The 24,411-nt window shown below is 69.3% G+C and carries 25 protein-coding genes; 12 read left to right on the plus strand and 13 right to left on the minus strand.

Annotated features, from left to right (window positions below):
• Positions 1-31 precede the first annotated feature (31 nt).
• Positions 32-571: a helix-turn-helix domain-containing protein gene (locus ABD212_RS09050; protein ID WP_344093584.1), complete on the plus strand. Its 540-nt coding sequence runs from the start codon at positions 32-34 to the stop codon at positions 569-571.
• A gap of 3 nt (positions 572-574) precedes the next feature.
• Here the strand turns inward: ABD212_RS09050 and ABD212_RS09055 are convergent, their stop codons facing one another.
• Together ABD212_RS09055 and ABD212_RS09060 are read right to left on the minus strand one after the other, a co-directional pair.
• On the minus strand, positions 575-1,639 hold the full coding sequence (locus tag ABD212_RS09055) for an ABC transporter permease (RefSeq protein ID WP_344094139.1): 1,065 nt from the start codon (positions 1,637-1,639) through the stop codon (positions 575-577).
• A 41-nt stretch (positions 1,640-1,680) separates the two neighbouring features.
• Positions 1,681-2,565: an ABC transporter ATP-binding protein gene (locus ABD212_RS09060; protein WP_344093586.1), complete on the minus strand. Its 885-nt coding sequence runs from the start codon at positions 2,563-2,565 to the stop codon at positions 1,681-1,683.
• Between the two features lie 268 nt (positions 2,566-2,833).
• Between ABD212_RS09060 and ABD212_RS09065 the strand changes: the two genes are divergently transcribed.
• From ABD212_RS09065 to ABD212_RS09075, 3 genes are read left to right on the plus strand one after another with little or no spacing between them, the layout of a single operon-like run.
• Positions 2,834-3,271 carry a VOC family protein gene (locus ABD212_RS09065; RefSeq protein ID WP_344093588.1) on the plus strand — a complete coding sequence of 146 codons (438 nt, stop codon included), beginning with the start codon at positions 2,834-2,836 and terminating at the stop codon, positions 3,269-3,271.
• A 4-nt stretch (positions 3,272-3,275) separates the two neighbouring features.
• Positions 3,276-3,974 (plus strand): winged helix-turn-helix transcriptional regulator, encoded by a 699-nt coding sequence (locus ABD212_RS09070; protein ID WP_344093590.1) that lies wholly within the window; start codon positions 3,276-3,278, stop codon positions 3,972-3,974.
• Positions 3,971-4,591 carry a dihydrofolate reductase family protein gene (locus tag ABD212_RS09075; RefSeq protein WP_344093592.1) on the plus strand — a complete coding sequence of 207 codons (621 nt, stop codon included), beginning with the start codon at positions 3,971-3,973 and terminating at the stop codon, positions 4,589-4,591. Before ABD212_RS09070 ends, ABD212_RS09075 begins: the two co-directional genes overlap by 4 nt.
• A gap of 15 nt (positions 4,592-4,606) precedes the next feature.
• Here ABD212_RS09075 and ABD212_RS09080 read toward each other — a convergent pair whose 3' ends face one another.
• Both ABD212_RS09080 and ABD212_RS09085 read right to left on the minus strand, forming a co-directional pair.
• Positions 4,607-5,452, minus strand: a complete 846-nt coding sequence (locus ABD212_RS09080; protein WP_344093594.1) for an exodeoxyribonuclease III — start codon at positions 5,450-5,452, stop codon at positions 4,607-4,609.
• A 39-nt stretch (positions 5,453-5,491) separates the two neighbouring features.
• Entirely contained in the window at positions 5,492-6,289 is a 798-nt protein-coding gene (locus tag ABD212_RS09085) for a phosphotransferase (protein WP_344093596.1), read from the minus strand.
• Here ABD212_RS09085 and pyrE point away from each other — a divergent pair.
• A complete protein-coding gene (pyrE, locus tag ABD212_RS09090; protein WP_344093600.1) occupies positions 6,288-6,866 on the plus strand; it encodes an orotate phosphoribosyltransferase in 579 nt (192 codons plus the stop codon). The two genes, ABD212_RS09085 and pyrE, sit on opposite strands and share 2 nt — an antisense overlap.
• A gap of 246 nt (positions 6,867-7,112) precedes the next feature.
• Here pyrE and ABD212_RS09095 read toward each other — a convergent pair whose 3' ends face one another.
• Together ABD212_RS09095 and ABD212_RS09100 are read right to left on the minus strand one after the other, a co-directional pair.
• Complete coding sequence (locus tag ABD212_RS09095) at positions 7,113-7,688, minus strand: YdeI/OmpD-associated family protein (RefSeq protein WP_344093603.1); 576 nt, start codon at positions 7,686-7,688, stop codon at positions 7,113-7,115.
• 42 nt (positions 7,689-7,730) lie between these two features.
• Positions 7,731-8,555 carry an HAD-IIA family hydrolase gene (locus ABD212_RS09100; RefSeq protein WP_344093605.1) on the minus strand — a complete coding sequence of 275 codons (825 nt, stop codon included), beginning with the start codon at positions 8,553-8,555 and terminating at the stop codon, positions 7,731-7,733.
• A gap of 51 nt (positions 8,556-8,606) precedes the next feature.
• Here ABD212_RS09100 and ABD212_RS09105 point away from each other — a divergent pair, with 51 nt between their 5' ends.
• On the plus strand, positions 8,607-9,575 hold the full coding sequence (locus ABD212_RS09105) for an SDR family NAD(P)-dependent oxidoreductase (protein WP_344093607.1): 969 nt from the start codon (positions 8,607-8,609) through the stop codon (positions 9,573-9,575).
• A gap of 81 nt (positions 9,576-9,656) precedes the next feature.
• Here ABD212_RS09105 and ABD212_RS09110 read toward each other — a convergent pair whose 3' ends face one another.
• Together ABD212_RS09110 and ABD212_RS09115 are read right to left on the minus strand one after the other, a co-directional pair.
• Positions 9,657-10,292, minus strand: a complete 636-nt coding sequence (locus ABD212_RS09110; protein ID WP_344093609.1) for a metal-dependent transcriptional regulator — start codon at positions 10,290-10,292, stop codon at positions 9,657-9,659.
• Positions 10,293-10,316: 24 nt separating this feature from the next.
• Positions 10,317-11,723, minus strand: coding sequence for an Nramp family divalent metal transporter (locus ABD212_RS09115; protein WP_344093612.1), 1,407 nt, complete (start codon positions 11,721-11,723; stop codon positions 10,317-10,319).
• A gap of 160 nt (positions 11,724-11,883) precedes the next feature.
• On the opposite strand from ABD212_RS09115, the gene ABD212_RS09120 reads away from it, so the two are divergent.
• Positions 11,884-12,489, plus strand: coding sequence for a TrmH family RNA methyltransferase (locus ABD212_RS09120; RefSeq protein WP_344094141.1), 606 nt, complete (start codon positions 11,884-11,886; stop codon positions 12,487-12,489).
• A gap of 9 nt (positions 12,490-12,498) precedes the next feature.
• On the opposite strand, the gene ABD212_RS09125 is transcribed toward ABD212_RS09120, so the two are convergent.
• Both ABD212_RS09125 and ABD212_RS09130 read right to left on the minus strand, forming a co-directional pair.
• On the minus strand, positions 12,499-13,827 hold the full coding sequence (locus ABD212_RS09125; RefSeq protein WP_344093614.1) for an NAD(P)/FAD-dependent oxidoreductase: 1,329 nt from the start codon (positions 13,825-13,827) through the stop codon (positions 12,499-12,501).
• Positions 13,828-13,942: 115 nt separating this feature from the next.
• Positions 13,943-15,268, minus strand: a complete 1,326-nt coding sequence (locus tag ABD212_RS09130) for an MATE family efflux transporter (protein WP_344093616.1) — start codon at positions 15,266-15,268, stop codon at positions 13,943-13,945.
• 102 nt (positions 15,269-15,370) lie between these two features.
• Here ABD212_RS09130 and ABD212_RS09135 point away from each other — a divergent pair, with 102 nt between their 5' ends.
• Together ABD212_RS09135 and ABD212_RS09140 are read left to right on the plus strand one after the other, a co-directional pair.
• Positions 15,371-17,335, plus strand: a complete 1,965-nt coding sequence (locus tag ABD212_RS09135) for a M13 family metallopeptidase (RefSeq protein WP_344093618.1) — start codon at positions 15,371-15,373, stop codon at positions 17,333-17,335.
• Between the two features lie 122 nt (positions 17,336-17,457).
• Entirely contained in the window at positions 17,458-18,450 is a 993-nt protein-coding gene (locus tag ABD212_RS09140; RefSeq protein ID WP_344093620.1) for a serine hydrolase, read from the plus strand.
• 57 nt (positions 18,451-18,507) lie between these two features.
• Here ABD212_RS09140 and ABD212_RS09145 read toward each other — a convergent pair whose 3' ends face one another.
• The gene (locus ABD212_RS09145) at positions 18,508-18,900 is read right to left on the minus strand and encodes an ester cyclase (RefSeq protein WP_344093623.1); all 393 of its coding nucleotides are present in this window, start codon (positions 18,898-18,900) and stop codon (positions 18,508-18,510) included.
• Between the two features lie 102 nt (positions 18,901-19,002).
• Here ABD212_RS09145 and ABD212_RS09150 point away from each other — a divergent pair, with 102 nt between their 5' ends.
• A complete protein-coding gene (locus tag ABD212_RS09150) occupies positions 19,003-19,413 on the plus strand; it encodes a VOC family protein (RefSeq protein ID WP_344093625.1) in 411 nt (136 codons plus the stop codon).
• Between the two features lie 248 nt (positions 19,414-19,661).
• The gene (locus ABD212_RS09155) at positions 19,662-21,506 is read left to right on the plus strand and encodes a phosphoenolpyruvate carboxykinase (GTP) (protein ID WP_344093628.1); all 1,845 of its coding nucleotides are present in this window, start codon (positions 19,662-19,664) and stop codon (positions 21,504-21,506) included.
• Positions 21,507-21,564: 58 nt separating this feature from the next.
• Here the strand turns inward: ABD212_RS09155 and ABD212_RS09160 are convergent, their stop codons facing one another.
• A complete protein-coding gene (locus ABD212_RS09160; protein WP_344093630.1) occupies positions 21,565-21,735 on the minus strand; it encodes a hypothetical protein in 171 nt (56 codons plus the stop codon).
• A gap of 71 nt (positions 21,736-21,806) precedes the next feature.
• On the opposite strand from ABD212_RS09160, the gene ABD212_RS09165 reads away from it, so the two are divergent.
• Positions 21,807-22,817: an acyl-CoA thioesterase gene (locus tag ABD212_RS09165; RefSeq protein ID WP_344093632.1), complete on the plus strand. Its 1,011-nt coding sequence runs from the start codon at positions 21,807-21,809 to the stop codon at positions 22,815-22,817.
• Positions 22,818-22,873: 56 nt separating this feature from the next.
• On the opposite strand, the gene ABD212_RS09170 is transcribed toward ABD212_RS09165, so the two are convergent.
• Complete coding sequence (locus tag ABD212_RS09170) at positions 22,874-24,391, minus strand: peptide MFS transporter (protein ID WP_344093634.1); 1,518 nt, start codon at positions 24,389-24,391, stop codon at positions 22,874-22,876.
• Positions 24,392-24,411 lie beyond the last annotated feature (20 nt).

Genomic DNA, 24,411 nt, shown 5'->3' on the forward strand with positions numbered 1-24,411 from the left:
GGATTGTCAATCAGTCGGATACCCTGGGCCCGTGACCGAACCGGGCGAAGAGCGCATCGAGCTGAAGCGGGGCGATCCCGAAGGCGAGGCACGCCTGCGCGCGCTGAGCTCGCCCCTCCGGCTGCGGGTGCTCCGGCTGTGCGCGTTCGAGTCCCGCACGAACAAGGAGCTCGCTGAGCTGCTCGGGGTCAATCCGGGCTCGATGCTCCACCACGTGCGCACGCTCGTGCAGACGGGCTACCTTGCCGCGGAGCCGGAGCGCGCCGGCGCGCAGGGCGCGCGCGAGATCCCGTATCGCGCCACGGGCCTCTCGTGGCGGACGCCGATGCCGGGCGGATCCCGCATCCTCGTCGAGACGTTCCTGCAGCAGATCGAAGGGGTCGACGACGAAGAGCTCGACACCACCTGGCTCGGCCTGAAGCTCAACGCCGAGCACAAGGCCGAACTCGAGGACCGCCTGTACGCGATCGTCACGGAGTTCAAAGAGCGCGGACCGGATGCCGATGGCGCGACCTACTCGCTGTTCACCGCGCTGCATCCCGACCTGAACCCGCCGAGCGCTTCGTCCTGAAGGTCAGGCCGCGAGCGCCTCGCGCAGCTTGACGCGCCCGCCCATGCGCAGCAGCGAGTTCTCGTAGATGCGCGCGCCCACCAGGATCGCCGCCACGCACGTCGCGATGAGGATCGCGAGCGAGACCAGGGGCTCCCACCACTGCGCCTCGCCGAGGAAGATGCGCACCGGCATCCCGACCGGCGCCGAGAACGGGATGTACGACATGACCGCGAGCACGACGGGGTTGTCGTTGAAGAAGATCACGAGGATGTACGGCGCCATGATGAGCATCGTGAGCGGCGTCGTCGTGGAGCCGATGTCCTCCTGCCTCGACACCATCGCGGCGGCGGCGGCGAACAGCGAGGCCAGGAGGATGAAGCCGAACAGGAAGAAGACCGCGAACCACGCGATCGGTCCGCCGAGCCCCTGCAGCACCGCGACCTGAGCCGTGATCGCGAGTCCGGTGACCGCGATCGCGGCGAGGATCAGGATCTGCGACATCGCCAGCACCGTGTTGCCGATCACCTTGCCGGCGAGCAGAGTCCGCGCCGGGATCGCCGAGATCAGGACCTCGACGACCCGGGTCTGCTTCTCTTCCACGACGCTCTGCGCGATCGTGCCGCCGAACAGCGACGCCGCCACGAGGAACACCACGCCGAAGCCGATGGCGACCACGAGCCGGATGGCCGAGTTCGCCGCATCCGGCTCGAGCAGGTGGACCGTCGGCACCTGCGCCAGCGTCAGCAGCAGCTGCGGGGGCACGCTCGACTCGGCGATCAGGCTGACGCCGACGGGCGATGAGGCGTCGCCCACGATCGCGGCGTCCGCCTGTCCGCTCTGCACGAGCGCGACCGCCTCCGCCTTGCCCGACACGTGGGTGATGTCGAGACCGGGCACGTCCTGCACGTACTTCGCGGCGTCGGAGGTCACCGCAACGGGGGTTCCGGAGGTGTCCTGGGCGCTGAACCCGCCCCAGATCACGAGCGCCAGCGAGCCGATGAACAGGATCAGAGTCGAGATCAGGAACGCCTTGCTGCGCAGCTTCGAGCCGATCTCGCGCCGGGCGACCAGCCCGATGCTCCGCATCGCGCTCGGTGCCTGGCCGTTCACCGCCGACGGCGGATTGCTCACTGGATGACCTCCTTGAAGATCTGGGCGAGGGTCGGATGCTGCGGCGCGAAGCTGGCGACATCCCCCAGCGCGACCGCCAGGCGCAGCACCCGCTGCGCCGTCTGATCGCTGTCGACATCGAATTGGGCGTATCCGCCGTCGAGCGAGACCACCTCGACTCCCGGCTCGCCGCGGAGCCACGCGGCGCTCGAGACCGAGATGAGTTCGAAGCGACGGGTGGAGTGCTGCTCGCGGAGCTCGTCGCGGGACCCGGCGGCGCGGATCTTGCCGGCTGCGATGATCACGAGGTCGTCGCAGAGGCGCTCCACCACATCCAGCTGGTGCGACGAGAACAGCACGGCAGCGCCTTGCGCGGCGCGCGCCTGCAGCACCCCCGCGACGATGTCCACCGCGAGGGGGTCGAGTCCCGAGAACGGCTCGTCCAGGATCAGGACCTCCGGGTCGTGCACGAGCGCCGCGGCGATCTGCGCCCGCTGCTGGTTTCCGAGCGACAGCGTCTCGACGTTGTCGCGGAGCCGCTCGCCGAGGTCGAGCTGTTCGAGCAGCGTGCGCGCGCGGGTCTCGGCATCCGTCTTCGAGAATCCATGCAGGCGCGCGAGATACACGACCTGCTCGAGCACCTTCATCTTCGGGTACAGGCCGCGTTCCTCCGGCATGTAGCCGATGCGCCGGCGATCCGCCGCGGTGATCTCGGCGCCGTCGAGGGTGACCGAGCCCGCGTCCTTCGCGAGGACGCCGAGGATGATCCGCATCGTGGTCGTCTTGCCCGCCCCGTTGCCTCCGACGAAACCCGTGAGCCGACCCGGCCGCACGACGAAGGAGACCTCGTCGAGGACGCGTCTGCCTCCGTAGCTCTTCGTGATGCCCGTCAGCTGCAGCATGGCGTTTCTCCTTGTTCGTGCATCCACAACGCTACGGAAATCGGGCGCGGAGAAGAAGCCGGATTCGCGTGCGTGCGAATGGACCGAGCTCCGCGTCCGCGCCGCATGCGGCGCCCGACGGTCAGTCGCGCAGCGGGGTGCCATCGGCTCCGACATCTTCCGGACGCTTGCTATTGACAAGCATGGTTGTTTTTTGCAAGCATGAACTCAGCCCACCAACCGGGCCCAGGCGGCGACGAACCGCGAACGACTGGCAAGGAGCAGGGAAATGACCTCGATCTTCGTCAACATGCCGACAAGCGACCTCGAGCGTTCGAAGGCCTTCTACACGGCCCTCGGCGCCGACATCAATCCCAAGTTCACCGACGACAACGCCGCGTGCATCGTGTGGGACGAGAAGGTCTACTTCATGGTGCTGACCAACGAGTACTTCGCGACGTTCACCGACAAGCAGACGGTCGACCCCAAGACACATGCCCAGGTGCTCATCGCGCTCAGCCGCGACTCCCGCGAGGACGTCGACAAGGTTCTCGAGGCCGGCCTCGCCAATGGCGGCTCCGAGCCGTCGGCGCCGAAGGACTACGGCTTCATGTACACCCGCGACCTCGACGACCCGGACGGCAACGGCATCGAGTTCCTCTACATGGACCCGGTGGCCGCCGAGCAGGGCCCCGAGGTCTACATGGCGGAGCAGGCGAAGGCCTGACCCGTTGGCATCTCGCAGCTACGGGCAGTACTGCGGGGTCACGACCGCCGTCGAGCTGGTCGGCGAACGGTGGGCGATGCTCATCGTCCGCGACCTGCTCGTCGGCCCACGCCGGTACACCGACCTCAAGCAGGGACTGCCCAGGATCCCCACCAACATCCTCTCCGCTCGGCTGAAAGAGCTGCAGGAAGGCGGTGTCGTCAGGCGCGTCCCGCTCATGAACTGCGGACTCGTCTACGAGCTCACCGAGTACGGCCGGGCGCTCGAGCCGATCGTCCTCGCGCTCGGACGCTGGGGGTTCCAGCAGATGGGCGAGCCGGGCCTCGACGACGTCATGACGGCGGACTCGCTCACGATGGCGCTGCGGACGGCATTCCAAGCGGATGCCGCGGCCTCGCTGCCGTCGGCGGACTACGAGCTGCACATCGGCGACGTGGCGCTGCGGGTGCAGGTCGACGGGGCCGTGCTGCGCATCGCGCAGCTCGCGCCGCCCGCGCCTCCGGTGGGCGGGAGGCTGCCGGCCGGTGAGCCCGAACTCGTCTTCGCGGCGGGGGCCGGCATCCGGCACATCATCTCGGGTGAGCTGACCCCGAGTGCGGCGATCGACGACGGGGTGCTCACCGTCGTCCACGGTGACGCGACGCTGCTCGAGCGGTTCGCAGCAACCTTCTCGATCCGATCTCTGGAAAGGACACGGCAATGACCGGACGCATCTTCATCGACTTGTTCATGACCCTCGACGGAGTGGCGCAGGCTCCGGGAGCCCCCGACGAAGACACCTCGGGCGGATTCCCCTACGGCGGCTGGCAGGCCCCCGTGGCCGACGAGCTCGTCGGCCGAGAAGTGGTCGCGGGCATCGAACAGCTCGACGCGCTCGTCCTCGGCCGAAGGACGTATGACATCTTCGCGGCGTACTGGCCGAACCACACCGACAACATGATCGGGAAGCGGTTCGAGGCCGTCCCGAAGTACGTCGCGTCCCGGGGCGCGCCCGAGCTCGGCTGGGCGGGCACGACCCAGCTGGGACCGGATGCCGCGGCAGACGTCGCGGCACTCCGAGAGCGTCACGAGAGCATCCACGTGATCGGCAGCATCGACTTCGTGCAGACGCTCCTCGCCGCAGAGGCGTACGACGAGCTGGTGCTCTGGGTGTACCCGATCGTGCTCGGTCAGGGCAAGAAGGTCTTCCCCGACGGCGCCACACCGGCGAACCTCCGGCTCATCGCACCGCCGACCGCCGGATCGTCGGGAGCCGTCGAGCTGCACTACGCACCGGCGGGCGGGCAGCCGCAGACGGGCGTGATGTCCGCTGACGACTGACGGCGCCGGCGCTGGTCAGAAGATCATCGGCCGATCGAGGTCCTCATCGTCGTCCGTGGCGAAGTCGAGGTCGACTACGACCGGGACGTGATCGCTCGGGACCTTGCCCTTGCGCTCGTTGCGGTGGATCTCGGCTCCGGCGACGGCGTCAGCGAAAGCCGGTGAACCGAGGATGAAGTCGATCCGCATGCCCTCGTTCTTCGGGAAGCGCAGCCGCTTGTAGTCCCAGTACGTGAAGCCCGCCGGAACGAGCGGTCGCACGACATCCGCCATCCCGACCGCAACGAGGTCCGCGAACGCCTGCCGCTCGAGCGGCGAGACGTGGGTCGAGAAGCCCGGGACCACCGCGGGATCGCCGTTGTCGGCATCCGTCGGCGCGATGTTGAAGTCACCGACGAGCGCCAGCGGCAGCCCCGGGTTCTGCGACAGCGCGCCCTTCGCGTACTCGGTCAGCGCCGCGAGCCAGTCGAGCTTGTAATCGAAGTGCGGATCGCCGAGCGCGCGTCCGTTGGGCACGTAGAGGCTCCACACCCGGACGCCCGAGACCGTGGCACCCATCGCGCGCGCCTCCTGCGGCACATCCTCGCCGAAGCGCCCGTCCGCAAAGCCCGGCATGCCGGGAAAGGCGACCTCGACCTCTGCGAGCGGCTCACGGCTCGCGATCGCGACGCCGTTCCACTGCGAGAACCCGTGCGCCTCGACGTGGTAGCCGGCGTCCTCGAACTGCGCGGAGGGGAACTGCTCGGCCTTGCACTTGATCTCCTGCATCGCGAGCACGTCCACGCTCTCGCGCACCGCGAAGTCGACGATCCTGTCGACGCGGGCACGGACGGAGTTGACGTTCCAGGTGGCCAGGCGCATGGGGTCCAGCCTACGGCGGGGGACGGACGTCGTCCGGCGTCACAGGGCGTCGCGGATCGCCGGCAGCCGCTGGGTGAACGCGCTGACGCGGCCGCGGGTGCGTTCGGGCTCGCCGCGCTCGCGCAGCGCCAGCATCCCCGGGTCCGCACGCCGGATCCCCACCTCGATCCGCGCCGACGCCCGTGCCATGCGATCGGTGACGGCATCGAGCAGAGCGGATGCCGCGACCCCGCCATACGCGTCGGCGGCGAGGCTCACGCGGCGCGCGGCATCCGTCGGCGGAACCTCACGGAACAGGGGCACCCCGCTCCAGCAGAGGAACGCCAGATCATCGAGCGGATGCCCCGGCCCGGCCTGGTCCCAGTCGATCATGCCGGCGAACCTGCTGTCGTGAACGATCCAGTTGTAGGCGCCGGTGTCGTTGTGGCAGATGACCTGCCCCGGCGCGAGCGCCGAGACCGCCTGACGCCACACCTGGGGCCCCGGGTCGTAGTCGCGGACGACATCGTGGTATCGGCGCAGCCAGGCCGCGGCATCCCGCACGACGCCATCGGGCGCGACCTCGTCGTCGACGGCGATGGTCCGACCCGGCAGGTGCGTGAGGATCTCGCGTCCTTCCTCGTCGAACCCCACCACGTGCGGGATGCCGTCGAGGCCGTCCACCGCGAGGAACTCGAGCAGCGCGTGCACCGCGGGCGTCCACGGCCCGCTCGGCCGATGCACCACGGGACCGGCCACGGGGTCGTCGGCATACCAGACGCCGCCCGAACCGCCAGGAAGGTGCATGCCGTCGACCACTCCTCGACGGTAGTCCCGCATCCGTAGACTCGGTGCCATGACCGCCGCCTCCACGCCCGAACTCGAAGCCGACCGCCGGGCGCTCATCGCGCTGATCCAGGACGAAGCCGTGTTCCACGGGGATTTCACGCTGTCCAGCGGCAAGAAGGCCACGTACTACGTCGACATGCGCAAGCTCACCCTCGACCACCGGGCGGCGCCCGCGATCGGGCGGATCATGATGGATCTGATCCGCGATGTGGACGGCATCGTCGCCGTCGGAGGCCTCACCCTCGGCGCGGACCCGATCGCGAACGCCGTGATGCACGAGTCAGCACGCTCCGGCCACCCGCTCGACGCGTTCGTGGTGCGCAAGGAGCCCAAGGATCATGGTCGCGGCCGTCAGATCGAGGGGGCGGATGTCGCGGGCAAGCGTGTCGTGGTCGTCGAGGACACCTCGACCACCGGGCAGTCCGCCTTGAAGGCCGTCGAGGCGCTGCGCCGGGAGGGCGCCGAGCCCGTGGCCGTCGCGGTGATCGTCGACCGCAGGACCGGCGCGCAGGGGGCGGTCGAGGCCGAGGGTCTGCAATGGCTCGCCGCGATCGACCTCGACGACCTCGGCCTGCAGCCGCAGTAGCACCGGCCGACCCCACGGGTCGTTGTGCGACGAGCGCAGCGAGGAGTCGAAACGGGCTGAGCCTCCGCGGAGCGGCCGGGTTGAGGGCGTTTCGTCTCGCTTGGCTCGCTCAACGACCGGTGGGGGACGGGGCTCAGTCGTCCTTGTCCTTGCGGTTCATCCGGATGTACTGCCAGACGAAGACGATGAGCGTGCCGACGAGCACCACTCCGGTCGCGGCGAACAGCAGCGACTGCTCGAACTCGCTCATTGCGGGCGCCTGCCGTCCGCGGCATCCGCCACGATCTTCGCGATGCGGGCCGCCCGCGTCTCGGGCCTCCGGGCGCCGTCGACCGCCGCGATGCCGAACTTGCGGCTCGACGGAGGGAAGGCATCCCACCGCTCTCGAGCGACGGGCGCGGCGTCCAGCGCCTGTGCCAGGTCGTCCGGCTCTCGCAGCGCCTCGGCGTTGTCGAGGATCGTCCATGCGCCGTTGGCCTTCGCCAGCTCGACGGCACGGATGCCGGCCTCGGCCATCAGCCCGGCCTCTTCGAGCGCCACCAGCCGGGCCTTGTTGGTGGCGGCCCAGCCGCTCGACGGGCGACGCGGAGCGAACCAGAGGCCCCCGGTCTGCTCGTCGAATGAGCGCACCGGACCGTCGATCCACCCGAAGCACAGCGCCTGCAGGATCGCATCTTCGTAGTCGATGAGCTCGAGGTCGGACCCCGGCCGAGGTCGCACCAGCCACGCGCCCTTGGATGTCGCGTGGTTCGCCTCGAGCCAAGTGCGCCAGGTCGCGGCGTCCCTCGCGACGACCCGTTCGCCGTCATCCAGTGCTCCCATCCCGTAACCCCTATCGACGACCCCGGACTTCGCGGACCCGCCCTACAGACCCTCGACGATGTCGGTCTCGGGCAGGTCGGTTTCGACCGGCTCGGAAGAGAGCAGGTCGGCGACGGAGTCGAGCACCTCGTCCGGGCGGAACGGGAACCGCTCGATCTCGGCTGGATCGCTGATGCCGGTGAGCACCAGCACGGTGTGCAGGCCGGCCTCGATGCCGGCGACGACGTCGGTGTCCATGCGATCGCCGATCATGCCGGTGTTCTCGGAGTGGGCGCCGATGCGGTTGAGCGCGGAGCGGAACATCATCGGGTTCGGCTTTCCGACCACATACGGTTCCTTGCCGGTGGCCTTCGTGATGAGCGCGGAGATGGCGCCCGTGGCAGGCAGCACGCCGTCGACCGACGGACCGGTCGCATCCGGGTTGGTCGCGATGAACCTCGCGCCCCCGCCGATGAACCGGATCGCCTTCGTGATCGCCTCGAACGAGTAGTTGCGGGTCTCGCCCACGACCACGTAGTCGGGATCGGTCTCGGTCATGATGAATCCGGCCTCGTGCAAGGCCGTGGTGAGGCCCGCCTCGCCGATCACGAAGGCCGAGCCGCCGGGCATCTGGCTCTGCAGGAAGTCGGCCGTGGCGAGGGCGGAGGTCCAGATGGACTTCTCGGGCACGATGAGTCCCGATGCCCGCAGCCGGGCGCTCAGGTCACGAGGCGTGAAGATCGAGTTGTTCGTGAGCACGAGGAACGGCGTGCCCTCGTCGCGCCACTGCTGCAGCAGCGCCGAGGCCCCCGGGACGGGGGTGTTCTCGTGCACGAGGACGCCGTCCATGTCGGTCAGCCAGCATTCGATGTCGGCGCGGGTCCGCATGCACTCAGCCTATCGACGGCGAGTGCGGTAGCCGGGCGTAGGGTCGGAGTCGTGCCACGAGCCGATCGCCGCTGGGATCCCCAGCACCTGCCCGACCTGACCGGCCGCAGCTACCTCGTCACCGGGTCGAACGCGGGCCTCGGCTACTTCGCCTGCGAGCAGCTCGTTCGCGCCGGCGCGCGGGTCGTCATGACGGGCCGCAACCCCAACCGGCTCGCCGCGGCGCGTGCGGCGATCCACCGTCGGGTGGTGGATGCCGCGCCCGCCCTGGTCGAGACGCTCCTGCTCGACACCAGCAACATGGGATCCGTGCGTGCCGCCGCGGCCAGCGCCCGGATGGGCGACCGGCTCGACGGCCTGCTGCTCAACGCGGGGATCGTGCATCCGCCGAAGAAGCGCGAGACCACAGGCGATGGGCACGAGGTCGTTTTCGCGACGAACGTGCTCGGCCACTTCGCGCTCGCCGGCGAGCTGCTGACGATGCTCGCGTCGTCCGCGGGCCGGATGGTTTGGGTCGGGAGCATGTCGACGACGGTGACGCCCTACGATCCGGTGGATCCCCAGCTCACCGCCGACTACTCGGGCTGGCGGGCGTACGTGCAGTCCAAGGTGGCCACGACCGCGCTCGGGTTCGAGGCGGATCGCCGGCTGCGCGCCGCGGGGGTCGCGGTGACCAGCGTGGTGGCGCATCCCGGCTATTCGACGAGCGGGCTCACTCCCGGCATCGCCGGGGTGAACTCGCCCTCGAAGGCCACCCGGTTCGCCGACAATCTGCAGGCGCTCTTCTCGCAGTCCAAGGAGCACGGCGCGTGGTCGCTCGTTCGTGCTCTGGCGGATCCCACGATCGAGGGCGGGGAGTTCTGGGGTCCTCGCACCGGTTCGCGCGGCGAGCCTCGGCGGCAGACGGCTGCGAAGATCACGCGCGATCCCGAGATCGCCGCCCGCCTGTGGCGCACCTGTGAGGACGTTACCGGCGTGAAATGGCCCATGGAGGAGGCGGCGCAGGCCAGCAGGCGCTGAATGGACGATCGCGAAGGCGCCGCGCGGTCGGCGCTTTCGGCGGCGCGGCGAACCGACGGCCGACGAGACGCCGCGGCTCGGTCAGGCGCTCAGCCAGACGGCGCCGGCCGCCTCGGCGGGCAGCGTCACCTCGTCGCCTCCGATTCGCAGGGTGTCGGCATCCGTCACCGTCACGTCCGCCCCGACGGAGACGCCGGCCGCCTCCATCGCCCGCAGCAGGCGCGGGTCGCGGTCGCTCACGCGCAGGACGCGTCCGGCGTGCCCGGGCGCGGCGGTCGCGAGCAGCACGAACGGCTCGCGGTGGACATGGCCCGAGGCATCCGGGATCGCATCACCGTGCGGATCGAAACGCGGATACCCGAGCCGCTCGTCGATGCGCTCGAGGAGCCGGTCGCTGATCGAATGCTCGAGGACCTCGGCCTCGTCGTGGACCTCGTCCCACGAGTATCCGAATTCGCGCACCAGCCACGTCTCGATGAGGCGGTGGCGCCGGATGATCGCGGCTGCGCGGTGCTCGCCGGCCTCGCTCAGCGCGATCGGGCCGTACGGGCGGTGGGTCACCAGCCCCTGCGTCGCGAGCTTCTGCACCATCTCGGTGACGCTCGACGGCGCCAGCCCGAGCTCGCCCGCGAGCTGCGAGGGCGTGATGCGATCGGTCTGCCACTCGGTGTGGTGGTAGATCGTCTTGAGGTAGTCGTCGACGGCGGGGGAGGCCACGCGTTCAGGGTACCGGCCGGCCGCTCACGAGCCGCTGAGCACCAGCCAGAGCAGGATCGCGTTGAGCGCGATGAGGAAGACGGATGCCGCGATGCCCGCGACCGTGGTCCACACCCGGTTGCGGTACACGCCGAGCACGTCGCTCTTCGCGGTAAGGGCGACGAGCGGCACGAGTGCGAACGGGATGCCGAACGACAGCGCCACCTGGCTGAGGATCAGCGCGAGGGTCGGGTCGATGCCCGCGCCGAGGATGATGAGCGCGGGGATCAGCGTGACGAGCCGGCGTGCGACGAGGGGCACGCGGATGTGCAGCAGCCCGTGCATGATCTCGGCGCCCGCGTAGGCGCCGACCGACGTCGAGGCGAGGCCGCTCGCGAGCAGCCCGACGGCGAACAGGGTCGCGACGAGAGGTCCGAGTCCGACGCTCAGCGCCTGGTACGCACCCTCCAGTGTCGACGTCCCGGGGACGCCCGCCAGGTTCGCCGCCGCGAGGAGCAGGATGCACAGGTTGACGGTTCCCGCGATGATCATCGCGATCGAGACATCCCATCGTGTCGCACGAAGCAGGCGCGAGGTCGGGATGCCGCGGAGCTCCTCCAGCGGGATGTCGATGCGGATCGGCGCCGGGGCATCCCCGTCGCCCGCGACCGGCGCTGCGCCGAACTCGGAAGCCGCGCCCGCATCGGTCCCTGAGACCCCCGCACGGACCGATGCGCCCACCGCGGCGGGCGCCGGGGCGAACCGGTCGCGCGCGAGCGCGCTGTGCGCGTAGATCGCGTGCGGCATGATGGTCGCGCCGAGGATGGATGCCGCGAGCAGCACGGAACCCGAATCGGCGAACCGGGGGACGAGCCCGCCGATCACGGCGGCAGGATCGGGCGGTCCGACGAACACGCCGAACGTGAAGCCGATGGCGATGATCGCGACGAGGCCGATGACCACGAACTCGAAGCTGCGCGGCCCGCGACGGGACTGCACGATCAGCAGCACGAGCGAGACCGTGCCCGTGATGAGCCCGCCCATCAGCAGCGGCAGGCCGAAGAGCAGGTTCAGCGCGACGGCGCCGCCGATGACCTCGGCGATGTCTGTCGCCATCGCGACGAGTTCGGCCTGCAGCCAGTATGCGCGGCGCGCCCAGCGATTGCGGATGCGCTGACCGATGGTCTCGGGAAGGCTCCGGCCCGTCACGATCCCGAGCTTGGCGGAGAGGTACTGGATGAGCCATGCCATCACGTTGCCGAGGACGACGACCCACACGAGCAGATAGCCGTAGCGTGCGCCGGCGGTCATGTTGCTCGCGACGTTGCCGGGGTCCAGGTATGCCACGCCCGCCACGAGCGCAGGGCCGATCAGCCACGCCAGGCGGCGCGTCGACGGGGCGGGCGCCGGGGCGGCGGCCACGACATGCGGGGCGGTGCCAGTTTTCGGCATACCGAAATCATACGCCCTCTTTCGGCCGACCGAAATGAGCCACGGCCGGGTCGTTGCGCCGGGTTGGGGGCGTTCGTCTCGATTCGCTCGCTCAACGACCGGGGGGCACCGCGACTAGCCTGGCGCGGTGAGCAACCCCCAGCACGAGCACGCCGAGCCGATGCTGCCGATCGGCGTCGGGCCGTGGCCGGGCGGCCCGGCGTCCTGGCCGGACGACCCGCGCTACGACCGCGAGCTGCTCGCACACGGCGATGCCCGCAACGTCATCGACCGCTACCGCTACTGGTCGATGGACGCGATCGTGGCCGACTTGGACGGGCGGCGGCATCCGTTCCATGTCGCGATCGAGAACTGGCAGCACGACATGAACATCGGGTCGATCGTGCGCAGCGCCAACGCCTTCCTCGCCGCCGAGGTGCACATCGTCGGCCGCCGGCGCTGGAACCGTCGCGGCGCGATGGTCACCGACCGATACCAGCACGTGCATCACCACGAGGACGTTGCGGCGTTCGCCGCATGGGCGGATGCCGCATCCCTGCCGATCATCGCGATCGACAATGTGCCCGGCTCGGTGCCGCTGGACCGCGCCCCGCTGCCCGAGCGCTGCGTGCTGCTGTTCGGGCAGGAGGGACCCGGTCTCTCTCCCGACGCGGTGGCCGCGGCATCCGCCGTCATCGAGATCACACAGTACGGCTCGACGCGCTCTATCAACGCCAGCGCGGCCGGAGCCGTCGTCATGTACGAGTGGTGCCGCCGCTGGGCGTGACCGGTCTGGTCAGACCTGCCGGGGCGCCAGCGCCGTACGTTCGCGACCGCGCGTGCCGACGGAGACCGGACGCTCGGCACGCGGCGTGAGCACGAAACGCGCGAGGTCGGACACGACGCCGGCGGCGCGGCGCCGCGAGGGCATGAAGCGGAGGAAGAACACCAGCCGGAGCAGCCAGGCGAATGCGCCCGTGAGTGGGATGCCGTTCAGCTCGGCGATCCCCTTCCCGAGCCCGAAGGACGCGGCACGGCCAAGCCCGCGATAGCGGAATCGCCTCGCTCGGCGCCCGCGCAGCTCGCGCGCGATGGAACGACCGATGTGATCGCCGCCCTTGATGGCCCAGAGGGCGACGGCGGGTACCGGATGACGGGTCACGGGGTTCCAGACCTGGGCCGCGTCGCCCGCGGCCCATACTCCTGACGTGACTCTGAGGCTGCGCTGGGTGCGCAGACGGCCACGGTCATCGCGCCAGCGATCCAGACCGGGGATGCGCACGGGCCGCTGCCCGGTCGTGGCGACGACTCTGTGGCTCTCGAGGGAGGCGCCGTCCGAGAGGAGGGCGGTCGACGATGTCACCCCCACCAGCCGGGTCGCGGTGAGGACGGTCACACCCGCACGGGAAAGCTCCACCTCGGCGCGCGCGACCAGCCGGGGCTGGTCGTCCCACTCGCAAAGCACACGGGCGGCCGAGTGCACCAGGGTGACCGGATGCCCGCGATCGGCGATCGCGGCGGCCAGTTCGACGCCCGCGACGCCGCCTCCGGCGACGACCACCGGCGCGCCCGGTTCGGCTGCCAGACGGTCGGCGAGGATGCCGATCTCGTCGGGTCCGCGCAGGGTGAAGCCGTGGCGGCCCAGACCCGCGACTTCCGCGGTCGGCTCCCTGGCGCCGGTGCCGACGACGAGGTGGTCATAGCCCACGGTGACGAGCGACGCGTCGTCACCGGTGACGTATGAGACCCGCCGCAGGCCGGTGTCGATGTCCACGGCTCGGCCGATGATGATCCGTGCGAGCGGCATCGCCTCTTCCAGCGGTGTGGCGAGCCGGTCGCGATCGATCATGCCCGCGAGGAGTTCACCCGTGAAGCCGTGGAAACGATGCGCGCGATCGGCCGAGATCACGACGATCTCGACATCGCCACGCCGTACCTCCCGTCCGAGACGGCGCACGAGGCTCGAATAGGCGTGAAGCGTGACGTAGCCGCCGCCCAACAGCACGATGCGGGTCATGCGATCACCGCCGTGCGGGACTCCAGGACGACGGGTCTGCAGAAGCTCGTGAGCGCCGCCGCCCGGACGGGGGTGCAGGGTGAACGCGAAGGTTCCGGATCCGGACACGCGACGCTCCTTCCGGCGTGGTCGAATGCACGCCTTGCGAGCTATGAGCGGCCTGATGTCGCCGTGATACCACCGCTCGCCCGTGGCAGCAGGCGAGCAGCAGAGGCGTGACGGATCAGACGGGGACGGTCATCCAGGTGTGACCGCGCACCCGCCAGCCCAGGGTGGCGAGGCGCGCGAGCATGTACACGCCGAAGAATGCGACCGCCAGCCACGCGAGTCCGGCCGCGCCGACCGGGTGAACCGCCGCGACGAGCACGAGAGCCGGCAAGAACGGCACGAGGTTCAGCAGCCCCGCGAGCGCCAGGTACCTCGCGTCCCCGGCTCCGATCAGCACGCCGTCGAGCACGAAAACGATCCCGCAGACGGGCTGCGCCACCGCGAGCACGACGAGCGCGGGCTGAACCAGGGCGGCGATCGCGGCATCCCCCGTGAACACCAGCCCGATGACGCCCGAGAGACCGCCGATGACCGCGCCCACGATCACGCCGAACCAGGCTCCCCACGCGACGGTGCGGCCCAGCACGCGCCGCACGAAGTGCTCGTCGCCCGCGCCGAGGCCCTTGCCGATGAGTGCCTGTGCGGCGATCGCGAGGGCATCAAGGGCGAACGCGGCGGTCGAGAAGATCGTGAACGCGACCTGCCAGCCGGCGAGCTCCGCCGTGCCGAGGCTGGTCGCGATGACCACGGTCGCGAGCAGGGCGAACCGCAGCGACACCGTCCGGAGGAACAGCCATCCGCCGGAGCGCGCCGAGCCGGTCACGCCCTCGCGATGGGGACGGACGGATGCCGCATGCCGGCGTGCCAGCCCGCCCACCACGACGACGTACGCGGCGACCATTCCCCACTGCGCGACGACGGTCCCGCTGGCGGAGCCGGCGATCCCCCAGCCGAGCCCGTAGATGAAGAACCAGTTCAGCAGCGCGTTCGCGGCGAACCCGAGCCCGGCGATCCACAGCGGGGTGACGGTGTCCTGCATCCCTCGCAGCAGGCCCGTCGCCGCGAAGACGATGAGCATCGCCGGAAGCCCCCACATCGAGATCCCGAGGTAGGTCTCGGCCTGCCCGGCCACCTCGGGCGCGGCCCCGAACAGTCCGACGAGGAACGGCGTCGCGGCGTATCCGACCAGGGCGAGAACGGCGCCGAGGGCCAGGGCGAGCCACATCCCGTCGATGCCGACCGACACGGCCTTGGAGAGACTGCCCGCTCCGAATCGCCGAGCCACCGCCGGAGTGGTCGAATATGCGAGGAACACCATCAGCCCGACGACGGTCTGGAGCACCGCCGAGGCGATGCCGAGCCCCGCGAGCGGCGTCACGCCGAGGTGTCCGACGAGTGCCGAATCGATGATGAGGAACAGCGGTTCGGCGACCAGCGCGCCCAGTGCGGGCACGGCGAGGCGCAGGATGTCGCGGTTCAGCGTCGGCCGAGTGCTCGTCACGCTTTCAGCCTAAAGTCGTGCCTTCGATCACAATGCGATCACGAGGCCGGATCCGTCGTCGGGCGGACGGCACGACCGGCGCGGGAGCATATCCTGGAACGCATGACCGATGCCCCCCGTTCGGGTCTGGCTCTCGATGAGCTCAGCGCCGAGATCCGCCCGCAGGACGACCTGTTCCGCCACGTCAACGGCGCCTGGATCGAGCGCACCGACATCCCCGACGACAAGGCCCGCTGGGGCTCGTTCCATCTCATCGCCGAGCAGGCCGAGAAGGACGTCCGAGCCATCGTCGAAGAGACGCAGGATGCAGAAGCCGGCACCGAGGCGCGGAAGATCGGCGACCTGTACACGAGCTTCATGGACACCGGGCACATCGCCTCGCTCGGCGGCTCGCCGCTCGTGAGCCAGCTCGACCGCGTCGACGCGATCGACGGCATCCCGAGCTTCCTCCGCACGGTCGGCGAACTCGAGCGCGACGGCGTCGCGGGTCTCGTCCACCTGTACATCGAGCCCGACCCGGGCAACCCGCAGCGGTATGTGCCCTTCTTCATCCAGGGCGGACTCTCGCTCCCGGACGAGAGCTATTACCGGCTCGAGAACTTCCAGGACACCCGCATCGCCTTCCGCAATCACGTCGAGAAGATGCTCGAGCTGGCGGGTGTCGCTGATGCCGCGGTCGCGGCCGACCATATCGTCGCCCTCGAGACCGAGCTCGCGGCTGTGCACTGGGACAACGTCAAGAGCCGGGACGCGGTGGCGACCTACAACCTGAAGACGTGGGACGAGCTGCAGGCGCTCATCGGCGTTGACCTCGACCCCTGGCTCGAGGGAATCGCGCCGACCCACCCGGACGCCTTCGCCGACGTCAATGTCTATCAGCCGAGCTTCGTCGAGGGTCTCGGAACGCTCCTCACCGAGGAGCGGCTCGATGAGTGGAAGGCGTGGCTGCGCTTCTCGGTCATCCACGCGAGCGCGCCGTTCCTCTCGGACGAGTTCGTCGATGAGAACTTCGGGTTCTACGGCACGCAGCTCACCGGCGTTCCGGTGAACCGCGAGCGCTGGAAGCGGGGTGTCGGTCTCGCCGAGGCGGCGATGGGAGAGGCGATCGGCCGCGTCTACGTGGAGCGCCACTTCCCGCCCGCCGCCAAGGTCGCGATGGACGAGCTCGTCGGCAACCTGATCGAGGCCTACCGCCAGTCGATCGGCGAACTCGAATGGATGAGCCCCGAGACGCGGCAGCGCGCGCTCGCGAAGCTCGACGCGTTCACGCCGAAGATCGGCTACCCGGTGAAATGGAAGGACTACTCTACCCTCGAGATCGACGCCGCCGACCTCGTCGGCAACGTCCGTCGAGCGCACATCCACGAGCACGACCGCCAGCTCGACAAGATCGGCCAGCCGATCGACCGTGACGAGTGGTACATGACCCCGCAGACGGTCAACGCCTACTACAACCCGCTGATGAACGAGATCGTCTTCCCGGCCGCGATCCTGCAGTACCCGTTCTTCGACGCCGAGCGCGACGCCGCGGCGAACTACGGCGGCATCGGCGCCGTGATCGGTCACGAGATCGGCCACGGCTTCGACGACCAGGGCAGTCGCTTCGACGGCGACGGGTCGCTGCGCGACTGGTGGACCGATGACGACCGCACCGCATTCGAGGAGCGCACCTCGAACCTCATCGCCCAGTACAGCGAGCTCACTCCGCTCGGGCTCGAGGGCGATCACAAAGTCAACGGCGCGCTCACCATCGGCGAGAACATCGGCGACCTCGGCGGCCTCGGCATCGCGCTCAAGGCCTACGCGCTGCACCTGAACGGCACTGAGGAGGTCGAGATCGACGGGTTCACCGGCATCCAGCGCCTGCTCCTGAGCTGGGCGCAGATCTGGCAGCAGAAGGGGCGGGATGCCGAGACCATCCGCCTTCTCACGATCGACCCGCACTCGCCGAACGAGTTCCGCTGCAACCAGATCGTGCGGAACATCGGCGCGTTCTACGATGCCTTCGACGTCTCGGAGTCGGACGCCCTCTGGCTCGACGCAGACAAGCGTGTGACCATCTGGTGAGCCTGCGGGCTCCCGAAGGCCCCCACTCACATGCGCTCTCGCGCACGGCCGGTCGACGGCCGGACCCACAACCGAATAACGCAGTTCCAGCACCCACCCACAACAGAACAGTCCGCAGCAGCATGCATCTCACGCGCGCCGACAGGCGCTCATTCCTCACCCTCGCCAATCCACCGGAAGGAAGCCCGCTCGTGGGCACGCCCCCTGAGCCCAACAGGGCAGCAGAGTCGCAACGGGGGTCGCGACGAAGCACCAGCCGACGACTGCCGAAGCGGGCAGCCGCCGGCCGCCGTTCCTTCGTCGCCACGCTCAAGGCGCTCGACGACCTGGCCTCGTCGGGCGCGAAGATCTCCGTCAGCATCACGGATCTCGACCGCGGCACCGCCGTACTCTCGGGTGACGACTTCGTCACGCTGCCCATCGGCGGCCTCGGCATCGTGCCGCTGCTGATCGAAGTCGCCGCCGGATTCGAGTCCGGGCGACTGGACCCGCTCGAGATCATCGAGCGCTCGTCGGTCGAACCCGTCGGTGTCGCGGGCGTGTGGCAGCATCTCAAGGCTCCCGCGCTTCCGCTGGCGGACCTCGCAGTCCTCACGGCATCCACCGGCGACGCGCTCGCCGCGAACGCGCTGCTCGCGCGCGTGGGCCTTCCGGCGGTGCGCGCCCGGATCGAAGAGCTGGGCCTCGAGCGCTCGGCGCTGCTGGACCGCTTCCGCGACGAGCGCGGGCCGGATGACGCACCGCATTTCGCACTGGGCTCCGCCCGCGAGCTGGCCCAGATCTTCGCCGCGCTCGTCAATTCGCAGGCGGTCTCGGCCGGGGTCAGCGCGCAGGTCGCGGAGTGGCTCAGCCTCAACCACGATCTGTCGCTCGTCGCGTCCGCGACCGGGCTCGACCCGTTCTCGCACGACAACGACGAGCACGGACTGCTCTTCATCAACAAGACGGGGCGGGATGCCGGCATCCGCGTCGAAGCGGGGGTGCTGGCCGGCCCCCGTGCCGGAGTGGCGTACGCCCTCATCGTGTGCTTCGACGACCTGTCGATCATGCACCGGATGCGCGCCCACGAGGCCTTCCGGACGCTGGGCACGGACCTGATGGAGTACGTGTTCTGAGGCTTCGGGCGTCGGCCGTGCGGCCGTGGCGCGTCGGCGGAGCCTCGGTCGACTCGGTCATCCCTTGAGCTGCGTTAGCAGCTCGGAGTGATCGGTCGTGCCTGAGAACTCCGCGATGCGCCCCTTCGTCACGCGGTAGATCGCGAACTCCGCGACGTTGGCGTGTCGTCGCGTCGGGGCGATGCCGCGGAACACGCCCAGATGGGTGCCGCTCGCTCGCAGATGCGCGGCGAGGCGATCGTCCTCGACGACGAGCTGAATCCGGCGCCAGCGCCAGTCGGGGAATGCATGGAAGAGATCGGCCATGTCGGCGACCCACGCGTCCGCTCCTCCCGGCAGGTGCGAACGCCGGACCGATGGCGCCACGAACGAGCGGATCGCGTCGAGGTCGTGCCGGTTGCACGCGTCGAGGTACTCTGCGTACCACTCGCGCATCTCCCAGGGCTCCACGTCCTCATTATCGGCACCGGTCGCGGCGCGCAGCGACATCTGGACTTGCCCTGGCAGATGCATAGGATCTCTGCATACGACGAGAGCGGAGCAGGAGACACGATGATCACCACACTGAATGTCGTTTCCATCTACGTCGTGGACAAGGATGCCGCCCTGGACTTCTACGTCGACAAGCTGGGGCTGGAGAAGGGCAGCGATGTGCGGCAGGGCGACTATCGCTGGCTGACGGTTCGGGTGCCGGGCGGCGGAGCCACCGAGATCTCACTGGAGAAGCCCGGACCGCCCATCCACGACGAAGAGACCGCGGAACGAATCCGCGAGCTGGTCGCCCAGGGTGCCCTGGGTGGCCTCGTCTTCATCACCGATGATGCGCACGCGCTGTATGAGACGCTCCGCGAGCGCGGCGTCACGGATTTCACCCAGGAGCCCACGGAGAACTTCTACGGCATCGACATGGCCCTTCGAGACCCCTTCGGCAACAGCATCCGGTTCCTGCAGCAGGGCGGGTGAGCCGGCAGAAACCGCCGAACCGGGGTTTGGGGCGCCATCCGTCCGTTGGGGCGTGCAACCTCCGCCCCACCGGACCAAACCCGCCCCGAACCCGAGGGAGTGGCCCGCGCGCCACGGACGATCCGAGAATCGACGTGCGCCATCCCGTGCACCTGCCACGGCCTCGTCGCCTGACGGGCGGCTTTCCGATGAACGACTGAGCCGAGCACCGTATGGTGCGGGGGCAGTCGGCGGGGCATGCTCGGATCATGAGCACACCGGAGTGGATCCAGCACCGCGGGCTTGTCGCCTGGGTGGAGAAGATGGCCGAACTCTGCACGCCGACGGACGTCCACTGGTGCGACGGGTCGGATGCGGAGTACGACGCCATGTGCGAGGAACTCGTCGCGGCGGGCACGTTCATCCGGCTGAACCCGGAGAACCGGCCGCGCAGCTTCCTGGCGCGCAGCGACGCGAGCGACGTCGCCCGGGTCGAGGAGCGCACGTTCATCTGCGCGCGCAGCGAGGAGGATGCCGGCCCGACGAACAACTGGATGGAGCCGAGGGAGATGATGCGGATCCTCCGCGGCCTGTTCGCGGGCTCGATGGCGGGCCGTACGATGTACGTGGTGCCGTTCAGCATGGGGCCGCTCGGCTCACCGATCGCGCAGCTGGGTGTGCAGATCACGGATTCGCCGTACGCCGCGGTGAGCATGAGGATCATGACTCGGATGGGGCGTGCCGCGGCTGAGGCGCTCGGCACCGCCGGCGAGTTCGTGCCGTGTATGCACAGCGTCGGGGCACCGCTGGGCGAGGGTGAGCAGGATGTCGCCTGGCCCTGCAATCCGACCGAGAAGTACATCGTGCACTTCCCGGAGACGCTCGAGATCTGGTCCTACGGGTCCGGCTATGGCGGCAACGCGCTGCTGGGCAAGAAGTGCCTGGCGCTGCGCATCGCGTCCACCATGGCACGCGACGACGGGTGGCTCGCCGAGCACATGCTGATCCTGGGGGTGACCGACCCGGAGGGGGAGAAGACGTATGTCGCCGCGGCGTTCCCCAGCGCGTGCGGCAAGACCAACTTCGCGATGCTCGTCCCGCCGGCGACGTTCACCGAGCAGGGGTGGAAGGTGACCACCGTCGGCGACGACATCGCGTGGATCAAGCCGGGCGAGGACGGCACCCTGTTCGCGATCAACCCGGAGGCGGGCTACTTCGGCGTCGCGCCCGGCACGTCCTACTCGACGAACCCGAACGGGATGGAGTCGATCCGCTCGGACACCATCTTCACGAACGTCGCACTCACCGACGACGGAGACGTGTGGTGGGAGGGGATGGACGGCCCCAAGCCGGCGCATGCCATCGACTGGCAGGGCAACGACTGGACTCCCGAGTCGGGGACGAAGGCGGCGCACCCGAATTCGCGGTTCACCTCACCTGCCGTATTGAACCCGGCGCTCGACGAGTCCTGGGACGACCCGCAGGGCGTGCCGATCCGGGCGTTCGTGTTCGGCGGCCGTCGGGCGGGCACCATCCCGCTCGTCGTGCAGAGCTTCAACTGGGCGTTCGGGGTCTACATGGCGGCGACGATGGGCTCCGAGACCACGGCCGCCGCGTTCGGGGAGCAGGGTGTGGTGCGCCGTGACCCGTTCGCGATGCTGCCGTTCTCGGGCTACCACATGGGGGACTACATCAACCATTGGCTCGGATTGGGCCGGAAGGTCCGCAACGCCCCCCGCATCTTCCAGGTGAACTGGTTCCGGCGCGACGAGACCGGACGATTCCTCTGGCCGGGGTTCGGCGAGAACATGCGCGTGCTGCAGTGGATCGTCGCCCGCTCACGCGGCCGGGCGCTCGCGATCGAGAGTCCGCTCGGATGGATGCCGCGCTACGAAGACCTCACGTGGGACGGCCTGGACTTCTCGGAGGAGGACTTCTTCGCCTGCATGGCGATCAACCGCCGCGACTGGACCTCGGAGCTTCTGGACGTCGAGGAGCTGTTCATGAAGCTCTACAACCGGCTGCCGAAGGAGATGGAGATGATCCGATCCCTCACCACCAGCGCACTATGGCGCTCGCCCAAGCAATGGGAGATGAACGCCGACCCCACGTGATCGCCGAGGCGCACCGCTCGGCGCCGACCCTCGTCTTCGCACCCGACGCCGGGGTGCATCACTCGTGGTGGGTGGTGTGGTCCTCGACGTCCGGCTCGGCCCGGAGGACGTCGGCGATCTCCTCCTCGGGACGCGGCGCGATCGTCTCGTCCTCCTCGAGCTCTGGGACGGTCGGCTCGTCGGGGCCCGGAACACGCCGCTGCGTGGAGTGCTCGTTGTGGATGGACACGGCGACTCCTTCGGTCGGCAACATCCATAGCGTATGCCGATCCGGCTGGCCGCGGAGCCTAGGCTGAGGCCGTGACGACCCTGACCACCGCTCCTCGCAGAGCCGCGGGGCGCGACGATCGCATCACGCTGCGGTTCATGTCGACGCCCGCCGACACCGCCGCCGGAGGGCGCTCGGTGGCGGCGGGGAGCGTGATGGAGTGGATCGACAAGGCCGGATACGCATGCGCCGTCGGATGGGCGGGCACGTACTGCGTGACCGCCTACGTGGGCAATGTCCGCCATCGCCGTCCGATCGCGCCCGGCAGCCTCATCGAGGTGCAGGCGCGCATCATCCACACCGGCAGGACGAGCATGCACGTCGTTGTGACGGTGTCATCCAGCGAAGTGAGCGAACGCGCCTACTCGCCCGCCACGACGTGCGTGCTGATCTTCGTCGCGAAGGACGCCGACGGCCGCCCGACCGAAGTGCCCGCCTGGGAGCCCCGGTCTCGCGCCGATCGCAGGCTCGCGGCGGCCGCGCTCGATCGCATCCCCTCCCGCACCGAGATCAAGCGGCTCATGCTGTCGGAGGAGTACACCGACGCCTCGAGGGCGCCCAGCGCCACTCTGCGGTTCCTCGTGCCGCCGAGCGTCGTCAACTGGGGCGGCAAGGCGCACGGCGGGACCGTGATGCGCTGGATCGACGAAGCGGCTTTCGCGTGCGCGGCGGCGTGGACGAAGGACGGGGATGCCGCGAGCACCGCCGTCGCCGTCTACTCCGGCGGCATCCACTTCTTCGCACCGGTGACCATCGGCGATCTCGTCGAGGTCGAGGCGCGGCTGCTGTACACGAGCGAGCGCAGCATGCATCTCGGCATCCGCGTCTCGTCCGCGGATCCGCGCGCGCCACGCGATCTCACCCTGACCACGCAGTGCATAACGGTGTTCGTGGTGCCCGGTGCTGCCGGGGTCGCTCTTCCGGTGCCGATGTGGCGCCCCGAGGTCGACGAAGACCTGCGCCTGAACGAGCTCACCCGCGAGATCATCCGGGTGCGCGAGTCGATCGTGCCGCTCGCGCCGTCGCTCACCCTCGAGCCGTAGCGTGCTACCGCACCCTGTGCTCAATGGGGGCTCCGCCCCCAAACCCCCCAGTCGTGCTACCGCACCCCTTTCATCAGCGACAGCACGGGCTTCACCGCCAGGAGCAGCGCGCCGCCGAGCGCGATCGCGATCAGACCGAGGATCAAGAAGTACGGCACCTCGTTGTTCGGGTCGTAGAACCGGGCGAGCCATCCGGCGATCGCCGTCCCCAATGCCACCGACAGGAAGAACAGCGCCACCATCTGCGTGTGGAAGGCCTTCGGGGCGAGCTTGGTCGTGACCGAGAGGCCGACCGGCGAGATCAGCAGCTCGGCGATCGTGAAGACCAGCAGGATGCCGACGATGCCGATGAGCGGCGTGGAGTTCGGCCCGCCGTTCGCGAACGGCAGGAACAGCAGGAACGCGATGCCCATGACGATCGAGCCCAGCCCGAACTTCACCGGGGTCGACGGCTGGCGTGACCCGAGCTTGGTCCACAGGGCCGCGAACGCACCCGACAGGATGATGATGAAGATCGGGTTGATCGACTGCACGAAGGGCACCGGCATCTCCCACCCGAAGATGTTCCGGTCGAGCTTCTTGTCGGAGTAGATCGTCAGCACCGTGAACTGCTGCTGGTACAGCGACCAGAAGCCGACGCTCACGATGAACAGCGGGATGAAGCTGAACACACGGGAGCGCTCCGTTCCGTCGATGCGCCTGCTGGCGAGGATCACCGCGAAGTAGGCGACGGTCGCCACCAGGGTGACCAGGATGACGACGCCGGCGAGGTTGTCGGCGCGGATGATGCCCGACAGCACCAGCACCACGACGAGCGCGATCGCGGCGAGCGCGATGCCGATCATGAGCATGCGGCGGTTGACCGGCAGCGGGTTGGGGACGACGCGGGACTCTTCGGGAAGGTTCCTGCGCCCGAACGAGTACTGGATGAGTCCCGCGGCCATGCCGATCGCGGCCAGGGCGAACCCCGCGTGGAATCCCCACGTCACCTGGGCCCAGCCGGTGAACAGCGGACCGAGCAGCGCACCGAGGTTGATGCCCAGATAGAACAGCGAGAAGCCGGCGTCGCGGCGGGTGTCCTCCGGGGAGTAGAGGGTTCCGACCACCGAGGTCGCATTGGCCTTCAGGCCGCCGGACCCGACCGCGACGAGGATGAGGCCGACGCCGAGTCCCCAGAAACCGGGCAGCAGCGCGAGACCGATGTGACCGCACATGATCACGATCGCGCTGAAGAACAGCACCTTCTCGGATCCGAGGAGGCGGTCGGCGACCCAGGCGCCGAGGATCGTCGAGAGGTACACCGAGCCGCCGTACGCGCCGACGATTCCCGTCGCCACGGCCTCCGGCATCCCGAGCCCGCCCTGCTCGAGCGAGTAGTACATGTACAGCAGGAGGATGCCCTGCATGCCGTAGAAGCTGAAGCGCTCCCACATCTCGACGAAGAAGATGTGCACGAGGTCCCACGGCTGGCCGAAGAAGCGCGTGTCGCGATGGCCGTGCTCTGGTTCGCTCTCGGTGGTCGGCGCGAGGGGCGGTCCGACCGGGACCTGCTCAGAGCCCTCGTTCTCGCTCATTGCGCCAGGCTAGCGGGCGC

Origin of the sequence: Microbacterium deminutum (assembly GCF_039530205.1) — a bacterium.
GTDB lineage: Bacteria > Actinomycetota > Actinomycetes > Actinomycetales > Microbacteriaceae > Microbacterium > Microbacterium deminutum.